The following is a 9,046-nucleotide window of genomic DNA, read 5'->3' as shown; positions in this document are numbered from 1 at the left end:
CATCAGGCGCGGAACTCATCGAGGCGCGGGAATAAAATCCCATTCAGACGCCGGATAGATTCAAGCAAGCCAACTTGTCGTCAAAATCGGTGTTGCAAAAACGGGAGTGACCATAGATTCCGTTTTCTGAGGCGACCCCCACATAGAGACCTTCCCGGTCATTCACTTTGTAGAGTTTGTCCCTGGGCTTGAGATTGCGCAGCTTGGTATCGGTCAGCATGTACCTTGTCCTTCTTCGTCTCCGATACCCACTCTATTGTAAACAAGACATTTTTATCTTTTATATTCAATGGCTTATTTTCCTGCTAATTGGTAATACCATGAAAAATACCATGCTCAGAAAAGGCTTAACAATATTTTGAAAAATTGCCTACTGAGCGCTGCCGCACAGCTCCATAGGCCGCTTTCCTGGCTTTGCTTCCAGATGTATGCTATTCTGCTCCTGCAGCTAATGGAGCACCGCAAACAGGTTACTCGCCTGGGGATTCCCTTTCGACCCGAGCATCCGTATGAGACTCATGCTCGATTATTATTATTATAGAAGCCCCCATGAATAAATCGCTCATCATTTTCGGCATCGTCAACATAACCTCGGACAGTTTCTCCGATGGAGGCCGGTATCTGGCGCCAGACGCAGCCATTGCGCAGGCGCGTAAGCTGATGGCCGAGGGGGCAGATGTGATCGACCTCGGTCCGGCATCCAGCAATCCCGACGCCGCGCCTGTTTCGTCCGACACAGAAATCGCGCGTATCGCGCCGGTGCTGGACGCGCTCAAGGCAGATGGCATTCCCGTCTCGCTCGACAGTTATCAACCCGCGACGCAAGCCTATGCCTTGTCGCGTGGTGTGGCCTATCTCAATGATATTCGCGGTTTTCCAGACGCTGCGTTCTATCCGCAATTGGCGAAATCATCTGCCAAACTCGTCGTTATGCATTCGGTGCAAGACGGGCAGGCAGATCGGCGCGAGGCACCCGCTGGCGACATCATGGATCACATTGCGGCGTTCTTTGACGCGCGCATCGCGGCGCTGACGGGTGCCGGTATCAAACGCAACCGCCTTGTCCTTGATCCCGGCATGGGGTTTTTTCTGGGGGCTGCTCCCGAAACCTCGCTCTCGGTGCTGGCGCGGTTCGATGAATTGCGGCTGCGCTTCGATTTGCCGGTGCTTCTGTCTGTTTCGCGCAAATCCTTTCTGCGCGCGCTCACAGGCCGTGGTCCGGGGGATGTCGGGGCCGCGACACTCGCTGCAGAGCTTGCCGCCGCCGCAGGTGGAGCTGACTTCATCCGCACACACGAGCCGCGCCCCTTGCGCGACGGGCTGGCGGTATTGGCGGCGCTGAAAGAAACCGCAAGAATTCGTTAACTGCACATTCGGGATATTTCTCTATATTCGCGCTTCATCAGAAAACTGAAGGAACCTCCATTGAATCGAACTAATATTTTTTTTGGTGAATCGCATTCTGACTGGTTGCCTGTCAGAGGCGGAGAATCTGGTGATTTTGTTTTTCGACGTGGTGACGGGCATGCCTTCGCGAAAATCGCACCTGCTTCCCGCCGCGGTGAGCTCGCTGGAGAGCGTGACCGCCTCATTTGGCTCAAAGGTCGAGGTGTGGCTTGCCCCGAGGTCATCAACTGGCAGGAGGAACAGGAGGGTGCATGCTTGGTGATAACGGCAATTCCGGGAGTACCGGCGGCTGATCTGTCTGGAGCGGATTTGCTCAAAGCGTGGCCGTCAATGGGGCAGCAACTTGGCGCTGTTCACAGCCTATCGGTTGATCAATGTCCGTTTGAGCGCAGGCTGTCGCGAATGTTCGGACGCGCCGTTGATGTGGTGTCCCGCAATGCCGTCAATCCCGACTTCTTACCGGACGAGGACAAGAGTACGCCGCAGCTCGATCTTTTGGCTCGTGTCGAACGAGAGCTACCGGTGCGGCTCGACCAAGAGCGCACCGATATGGTTGTTTGCCATGGTGATCCCTGCATGCCGAACTTCATGGTGGACCCTAAAACTCTTCAATGCACGGGTCTGATCGACCTTGGGCGGCTCGGAACAGCAGATCGCTATGCCGATTTGGCACTCATGATTGCTAACGCCGAAGAGAACTGGGCAGCGCCAGATGAAGCAGAGCGCGCCTTCGCTGTCCTATTCAATGTATTGGGGATCGAAGCCCCCGACCGCGAACGCCTTGCCTTCTATCTGCGATTGGACCCTCTGACTTGGGGTTGATGTTCATGCCGCCTGTTTTTCCTGCTCATTGGCACGTTTCGCAACCTGTTCTCATTGCGGACACCTTTTCCAGCCTCGTTTGGAAAGTTTCATTGCCAGACGGGACTCCTGCAATCGTCAAGGGATTGAAACCTATAGAAGACATTGCTGATGAACTGCGCGGGGCCGACTATCTGGTATGGCGCAATGGGAGGGGAGCAGTCCGGTTGCTCGGTCGTGAGAACAATCTGATGTTGCTCGAATATGCCGGGGAGCGAATGCTCTCTCACATCGTTGCCGAGCACGGCGACTACCAGGCGACCGAAATTGCAGCGGAACTAATGGCGAAGCTGTATGCCGCATCTGAGGAACCCCTGCCTTCTGCCCTTCTCCCGATCCGGGATCGCTTTGCAGCTTTGTTTCAGCGGGCGCGCGATGATCAAAACGCAGGTTGTCAAACTGACTACGTCCACGCGGCGATTATAGCCGATCAAATGATGAGCAATGCCTCGGAACTGCGTGGGCTACATGGCGATCTGCATCATGAAAACATCATGTTCTCCAGTCGCGGCTGGCTGGTGATAGATCCCGTCGGTCTGGTCGGTGAAGTGGGCTTTGGCGCCGCCAATATGTTCTACGATCCGGCTGACAGAGACGACCTTTGTCTCGATCCTAGACGCATTGCACAGATGGCGGACGCATTCTCTCGTGCGCTGGACGTCGATCCGCGTCGCCTGCTCGACCAGGCGTACGCTTATGGGTGCCTTTCCGCAGCTTGGAACGCGGATGGAGAAGAGGAGCAACGCGATCTAGCTATCGCGGCCGCGATCAAGCAGGTGCGACAGACGTCATACTAGATATCAAGCGACTTCTCCTATCCCCTGGGAACACATCAATCTCACCGGAGAATATCGCTGGCCAAAGCCTTAGCGTAGGATTCCGCCCCTTCCCGCAAACGACCCCAAACAGGAAACGCAGCTGAAACGGGAAGCTCAACACCCACTGACGCATGGGTTGTTCAGGCAGTACTTCATCAACCAGCAAGGCGGCACTTTCGGCCATCCGCCGCGCCCCACAGCTCGGGCAGAAACCGCGACGCTTACAGCTGAAAGCGACCAGGTGCTCGGCGTGGCAAGACTCGCAGCGAACCCGTAGAAAGCCATGCTCCAGCCGCCCGCATTGGAGAAATTCTTCAAATTCCCGTTGCACATAGCCCGGCAATTCCTTTCCCTGCTCTGCCATAAGCGCAGCGAATGCCGGGTAATACTCGTCAACGATCTGATAGAGAAGGGTTTGCTCGGGTCGGTGGCTCTGGTAACGACCAGTATCCCGATCCCGGCTGGCCGTCCTGGCCGCCACATGAGGCATGTTCCGCGTCCTTGCAATACTGTGTTTACATACAGTCTATCGCTTAGCGGAAAGTTCTTTTAGGGGTCTGACGCTCAGTGGAACGAAAACTCACGTTAAGGGATTTTGGTCATGAGATTATCAAAAAGGATCTTCACCTAGATCCTTTTAAATTAAAAATGAAGTTTTAAATCAATCTAAAGTATATATGAGTAAACTTGGTCTGACAGTTACCAATGCTTAATCAGTGAGGCACCTATCTCAGCGATCTGTCTATTTCGTTCATCCATAGTTGCCTGACTCCCCGTCGTGTAGATAACTACGATACGGGAGGGCTTACCATCTGGCCCCAGTGCTGCAATGATACCGCGAGACCCACGCTCACCGGCTCCAGATTTATCAGCAATAAACCAGCCAGCCGGAAGGGCCGAGCGCAGAAGTGGTCCTGCAACTTTATCCGCCTCCATCCAGTCTATTAATTGTTGCCGGGAAGCTAGAGTAAGTAGTTCGCCAGTTAATAGTTTGCGCAACGTTGTTGCCATTGCTGCAGGCATCGTGGTGTCACGCTCGTCGTTTGGTATGGCTTCATTCAGCTCCGGTTCCCAACGATCAAGGCGAGTTACATGATCCCCCATGTTGTGCAAAAAAGCGGTTAGCTCCTTCGGTCCTCCGATCGTTGTCAGAAGTAAGTTGGCAGCAGTGTTATCACTCATGGTTATGGCAGCACTGCATAATTCTCTTACTGTCATGCCATCCGTAAGATGCTTTTCTGTGACTGGTGAGTACTCAACCAAGTCATTCTGAGAATAGTGTATGCGGCGACCGAGTTGCTCTTGCCCGGCGTCAACACGGGATAATACCGCACCACATAGCAGAACTTTAAAAGTGCTCATCATTGGAAAACGTTCTTCGGGGCGAAAACTCTCAAGGATCTTACCGCTGTTGAGATCCAGTTCGATGTAACCCACTCGTGCACCCAACTGATCTTCAGCATCTTTTACTTTCACCAGCGTTTCTGGGTGAGCAAAAACAGGAAGGCAAAATGCCGCAAAAAAGGGAATAAGGGCGACACGAAAATGTTGAATACTCATACTCTTCCTTTTTCAATATTATTGAAGCATTTACCAGGGTTATTGTCTCATGAGCGGATACATATTTGAATGTATTTAGAAAAATAAACAAATAGGGGTTCCGCGCACATTTCCCCGAAAAGTGCCACCTGACGTCTAAGAAACCATTATTATCATGACATTAACCTATAAAAATAGGCGTATCACGAGGCCCTTTCGTCTTCAAGAATTTTATAAACCGTGGAGCGGGCAATACTGAGCTGATGAGCAATTTCCGTTGCACCAGTGCCCTTCTGATGAAGCGTCAGCACGACGTTCCTGTCCACGGTACGCCTGCGGCCAAATTTGATTCCTTTCAGCTTTGCTTCCTGTCGGCCCTCATTCGTGCGTTCTAGGATCCTCCGGCGTTCAGCCTGTGCCACAGCCGACAGGATGGTGACCACCATTTGCCCCATATCACCGTCGGTACTGATCCCGTCATCAATGAACCGGACTGCCACGCCCTGAGCGTCAAATTCCTTTATCAGTTGGATCATATCGGCAGTGTCGCGGCCAAGACGGTCGAGCTTCTTAACCAGAATGACATCACCTTCCTCCACCTTCATCCTCAGCAAATCCAGCCCTTCCCGGTCTGTTGAACTGCCGGATGCCTTATCGGTAAATATACGGTTTGCTTTCACACCTGCGTCTTTGAGTGCTCTGACCTGAAGATCAAGAGACTGCTGACTGGTTGAGACCCGAGCGTAACCAAAAAGTCGCATAAAAATGTACCTTAAATCGAATATCGGACAACTCATGTCTATTATTACAAATTTACGATTTAATAGACATATTAATGTAACAGTTTTACGATGTCCGATAATTTATAACATTTCGTACGGTTGGAAAAATGTTACTAAATGCCCGTCAGGCAGGGAGGCCGATATGCCCGTTGACTTTCTGACCACTGAGCAGACTGAAAGCTATGGCAGATTCACCGGTGAACCGGATGAGCTTCAGCTGGCACGATATTTTCACCTTGATGAAGCAGACAAGGAATTTATCGGAAAAAGCAGAGGTGATCACAACCGTCTGGGCATTGCCCTGCAAATTGGATGTGTCCGTTTTCTGGGCACCTTCCTCACCGATATGAATCATACCTAGATTCTACGTCAGTACTTCAAAAAGCATAATCAAAGCCTTGATAAATATGCATTCCTTCGAAATTCAGCTTTCACCCATTGGGTGAAAGAAAAGTGCTCAAAAATATGTTAAATTATCAGCTTTTATGACTCGATATATGGTAAAATAATAGTAAGAAAAGTAGTAAAAAGGGGTTCTAATTATGATTAATAAAATTGATTTCAAAGCTAAGAATCTAACATCAAATGCAGGTCTTTTTCTGCTCCTTGAGAATGCAAAAAGCAATGGGATTTTTGATTTTATTGAAAATGACCTCGTATTTGATAATGACTCAACAAATAAAATCAAGATGAATCATATAAAGACCATGCTCTGCGGTCACTTCATTGGCATTGATAAGTTAGAACGTCTAAAGCTACTTCAAAATGATCCCCTCGTCAACGAGTTTGATATTTCCGTAAAAGAACCTGAAACAGTGTCACGGTTTCTAGGAAACTTCAACTTCAAGACAACCCAAATGTTTAGAGACATTAATTTTAAAGTCTTTAAAAAACTGCTCACTAAAAGTAAATTGACATCCATTACGATTGATATTGATAGTAGTGTAATTAACGTAGAAGGTCATCAAGAAGGTGCGTCAAAAGGATATAATCCTAAGAAACTGGGAAACCGATGCTACAATATCCAATTTGCATTTTGCGACGAATTAAAAGCATATGTTACCGGATTTGTAAGAAGTGGCAATACTTACACTGCAAACGGTGCTGCGGAAATGATCAAAGAAATTGTTGCTAACATCAAATCAGACGATTTAGAAATTTTATTTCGAATGGATAGTGGCTACTTTGATGAAAAAATTATCGAAACGATAGAATCTCTTGGATGCAAATATTTAATTAAAGCCAAAAGTTATTCTACACTCACCTCACAAGCAACGAATTCATCAATTGTATTCGTTAAAGGAGAAGAAGGTAGAGAAACTACAGAACTGTATACAAAATTAGTTAAATGGGAAAAAGACAGAAGATTTGTCGTATCTCGCGTACTGAAACCAGAAAAAGAAAGAGCACAATTATCACTTTTAGAAGGTTCCGAATACGACTACTTTTTCTTTGTAACAAATACTACCTTGCTTTCTGAAAAAGTAGTTATATACTATGAAAAGCGTGGTAATGCTGAAAACTATATCAAAGAAGCCAAATACGACATGGCGGTGGGTCATCTCTTGCTAAAGTCATTTTGGGCGAATGAAGCCGTGTTTCAAATGATGATGCTTTCATATAACCTATTTTTGTTGTTCAAGTTTGATTCCTTGGACTCTTCAGAATACAGACAGCAAATAAAGACCTTTCGTTTGAAGTATGTATTTCTTGCAGCAAAAATAATCAAAACCGCAAGATATGTAATCATGAAGTTGTCGGAAAACTATCCGTACAAGGGAGTGTATGAAAAATGTCTGGTATAATAAGAATATCATCAATAAAATTGAGTGTTGCTCTGTGGATAACTTGCAGAGTTTATTAAGTATCATTGCAGCAAAGATGAAATCAATGATTTATCAAAAATGATTGAAAGGTGGTTGTAAATAATGTTACAATGTGTGAGAAGCAGTCTAAATTCTTCGTGAAATAGTGATTTTTGAAGCTAATAAAAAACACACGTGGAATTTAGGGACTATTCATGTTGTTGTTATTTCGTATCTTCCAGAATAAGGAATCCCATGGTTAAAAAATCACTGCGCCAGTTCACGCTGATGGCGACGGCAACCGTCACGCTGTTGTTAGGAAGTGTGCCGCTGTATGCGCAAACGGCGGACGTACAGCAAAAACTTGCCGAATTAGAGCGGCAGTCGGGAGGCAGACTGGGTGTGGCATTGATTAACACAGCAGATAATTCGCAAATACTTTATCGTGCTGATGAGCGCTTTGCGATGTGCAGCACCAGTAAAGTGATGGCCGCGGCCGCGGTGCTGAAGAAAAGTGAAAGCGAACCGAATCTGTTAAATCAGCGAGTTGAGATCAAAAAATCTGACCTTGTTAACTATAATCCGATTGCGGAAAAGCACGTCAATGGGACGATGTCACTGGCTGAGCTTAGCGCGGCCGCGCTACAGTACAGCGATAACGTGGCGATGAATAAGCTGATTGCTCACGTTGGCGGCCCGGCTAGCGTCACCGCGTTCGCCCGACAGCTGGGAGACGAAACGTTCCGTCTCGACCGTACCGAGCCGACGTTAAACACCGCCATTCCGGGCGATCCGCGTGATACCACTTCACCTCGGGCAATGGCGCAAACTCTGCGGAATCTGACGCTGGGTAAAGCATTGGGCGACAGCCAACGGGCGCAGCTGGTGACATGGATGAAAGGCAATACCACCGGTGCAGCGAGCATTCAGGCTGGACTGCCTGCTTCCTGGGTTGTGGGGGATAAAACCGGCAGCGGTGGCTATGGCACCACCAACGATATCGCGGTGATCTGGCCAAAAGATCGTGCGCCGCTGATTCTGGTCACTTACTTCACCCAGCCTCAACCTAAGGCAGAAAGCCGTCGCGATGTATTAGCGTCGGCGGCTAAAATCGTCACCGACGGTTTGTAATAGCGGAAACGGAATGGGGAAACTCATTCCGTTTTTGTTTATCGCCTTAGACGGCAAAAGTGCTGTCGCCCACCTGCGCTTGCGCATACCAGGCCATAAGCTCCGTGGTTCCTGGTTCTCCTTCCGCTGGAGCCCAGTGCGCATAGTCATCGGCAGCCACGGGTTGATAGCCACCGTGTTTTACTTCAAAAATTATGCCACCGGTATCCAGCGACAGCACGGCATGCCAGGTTCCTGCGGCCATCTCCAGCACCGTACAGGTTTCCCCCAATATCGCCCGATGGGTGACGGTACCCCGATCGTCAAAATTCAGCACCACGAAACGACCCCTTAATGGCAACAGTAGCTCGAAGGTGTGAGGGTGTCGGTGCGGGCGCACGTAGGTCCCAGGTCATATTCCTTCCGGCGTCCGGCATTTTACCGCCAGACAGCTCGGGATTCGTGATATCACCGTTCTTGCAGAATACGGTCAGAGGGAAAATACCCGCCGTGAGCATGCAGCGCTGATACGTCAGCACTATCAGTATCGTGAATTTGCCTGGCCCTGGACATTTCGCCTTACCCGTCTTTTATATACCCGGAGCTGGATAAGCAACGAACGTCCTGGCCTGCTTTTCGATCTGGCGACAGGGTGGCTTATGCAACATCGTATTATTCTCCCCGGAGCCACTACGCTGACCCGGTTGATTTCAGAGGTAAGGGA

Annotated in this window: 7 protein-coding genes and 5 pseudogenes; 7 read left to right on the top strand and 5 right to left on the bottom strand. The window is 49.1% G+C overall.

Annotated elements, in window-relative coordinates:
* Positions 1-115 precede the first annotated feature (115 nt).
* A pseudogene (locus K2184_RS28490) lies at positions 116-220 on the bottom strand (Arm DNA-binding domain-containing protein); the annotation flags it as partial.
* 329 nt (positions 221-549) lie between these two features.
* Between K2184_RS28490 and sul2 the strand changes: the two are divergent.
* The 3 genes from sul2 to K2184_RS28475 are packed head-to-tail and all read left to right on the top strand — an operon-like array spanning position 550 to position 3,065.
* Positions 550-1,365, top strand: coding sequence for a sulfonamide-resistant dihydropteroate synthase Sul2 (gene sul2, locus K2184_RS28485; protein ID WP_001043260.1), 816 nt, complete (start codon positions 550-552; stop codon positions 1,363-1,365).
* Between the two features lie 60 nt (positions 1,366-1,425).
* Complete coding sequence (gene aph(3'')-Ib / locus K2184_RS28480; protein ID WP_001082319.1) at positions 1,426-2,229, top strand: aminoglycoside O-phosphotransferase APH(3'')-Ib; 804 nt, start codon at positions 1,426-1,428, stop codon at positions 2,227-2,229.
* Positions 2,229-3,065 (top strand): aminoglycoside O-phosphotransferase APH(6)-Id, encoded by an 837-nt coding sequence (locus K2184_RS28475; RefSeq protein ID WP_000480968.1) that lies wholly within the window; start codon positions 2,229-2,231, stop codon positions 3,063-3,065. The genes aph(3'')-Ib and K2184_RS28475 overlap by 1 nt, the downstream gene beginning before the upstream one ends.
* 106 nt (positions 3,066-3,171) lie before the next feature.
* On the opposite strand, the pseudogene K2184_RS28470 reads toward K2184_RS28475, so the two are convergent.
* From K2184_RS28470 to K2184_RS28460, 3 genes and pseudogenes are all read right to left on the bottom strand, one after another.
* Positions 3,172-3,576: pseudogene (locus tag K2184_RS28470) on the bottom strand (IS91 family transposase); the annotation flags it as partial.
* Positions 3,577-3,785: 209 nt separating this feature from the next.
* On the bottom strand, positions 3,786-4,646 hold the full coding sequence (locus K2184_RS28465; RefSeq protein ID WP_000027057.1) for a broad-spectrum class A beta-lactamase TEM-1: 861 nt from the start codon (positions 4,644-4,646) through the stop codon (positions 3,786-3,788).
* Between the two features lie 182 nt (positions 4,647-4,828).
* Positions 4,829-5,386, bottom strand: a complete 558-nt coding sequence (locus K2184_RS28460; protein WP_001235713.1) for a recombinase family protein — start codon at positions 5,384-5,386, stop codon at positions 4,829-4,831.
* A gap of 163 nt (positions 5,387-5,549) precedes the next feature.
* Here K2184_RS28460 and K2184_RS28455 point away from each other — a divergent pair.
* The 3 genes and pseudogenes from K2184_RS28455 to K2184_RS28445 all read left to right on the top strand — a co-directional run.
* A pseudogene (locus K2184_RS28455) lies at positions 5,550-5,756 on the top strand (DUF4158 domain-containing protein); the annotation flags it as partial.
* A 193-nt stretch (positions 5,757-5,949) separates the two neighbouring features.
* On the top strand, positions 5,950-7,212 hold the full coding sequence (locus K2184_RS28450; RefSeq protein WP_000608644.1) for an IS1380-like element ISEcp1 family transposase: 1,263 nt from the start codon (positions 5,950-5,952) through the stop codon (positions 7,210-7,212).
* A 255-nt stretch (positions 7,213-7,467) separates the two neighbouring features.
* A complete protein-coding gene (locus K2184_RS28445) occupies positions 7,468-8,343 on the top strand; it encodes an extended-spectrum class A beta-lactamase CTX-M-15 (protein WP_000239590.1) in 876 nt (291 codons plus the stop codon).
* 46 nt (positions 8,344-8,389) lie between these two features.
* On the opposite strand, the pseudogene K2184_RS28440 reads toward K2184_RS28445, so the two are convergent.
* Positions 8,390-8,734, bottom strand: a pseudogene (locus K2184_RS28440) (WbuC family cupin fold metalloprotein); the annotation flags it as partial.
* A 13-nt stretch (positions 8,735-8,747) separates the two neighbouring features.
* Between K2184_RS28440 and K2184_RS28435 the strand changes: the two are divergent.
* A pseudogene (locus tag K2184_RS28435) lies at positions 8,748-9,046 on the top strand (DUF4158 domain-containing protein); the annotation flags it as partial.

This window comes from Klebsiella sp. K5-306, assembly GCF_051835185.1.
In the GTDB taxonomy this organism is placed as follows: domain Bacteria; phylum Pseudomonadota; class Gammaproteobacteria; order Enterobacterales; family Enterobacteriaceae; genus Klebsiella; species Klebsiella oxytoca.
Note: the sequence above shows the minus strand (reverse complement) of the source record. Positions and strands in the feature narration are given on the sequence as shown.

Coding starts and splice junctions, on each gene's coding strand:
- sul2 (WP_001043260.1), top strand. CDS start 550: ATGAATAAATCGCTCATCATTTTCGGCATCGTCAACATAACCTCGGAC.
- K2184_RS28475 (WP_000480968.1), top strand. CDS start 2,229: ATGTTCATGCCGCCTGTTTTTCCTGCTCATTGGCACGTTTCGCAACCT.
- K2184_RS28465 (WP_000027057.1), bottom strand. CDS start 4,646: ATGAGTATTCAACATTTTCGTGTCGCCCTTATTCCCTTTTTTGCGGCA.
- K2184_RS28460 (WP_001235713.1), bottom strand. CDS start 5,386: ATGCGACTTTTTGGTTACGCTCGGGTCTCAACCAGTCAGCAGTCTCTT.
- K2184_RS28450 (WP_000608644.1), top strand. CDS start 5,950: ATGATTAATAAAATTGATTTCAAAGCTAAGAATCTAACATCAAATGCA.
- K2184_RS28445 (WP_000239590.1), top strand. CDS start 7,468: ATGGTTAAAAAATCACTGCGCCAGTTCACGCTGATGGCGACGGCAACC.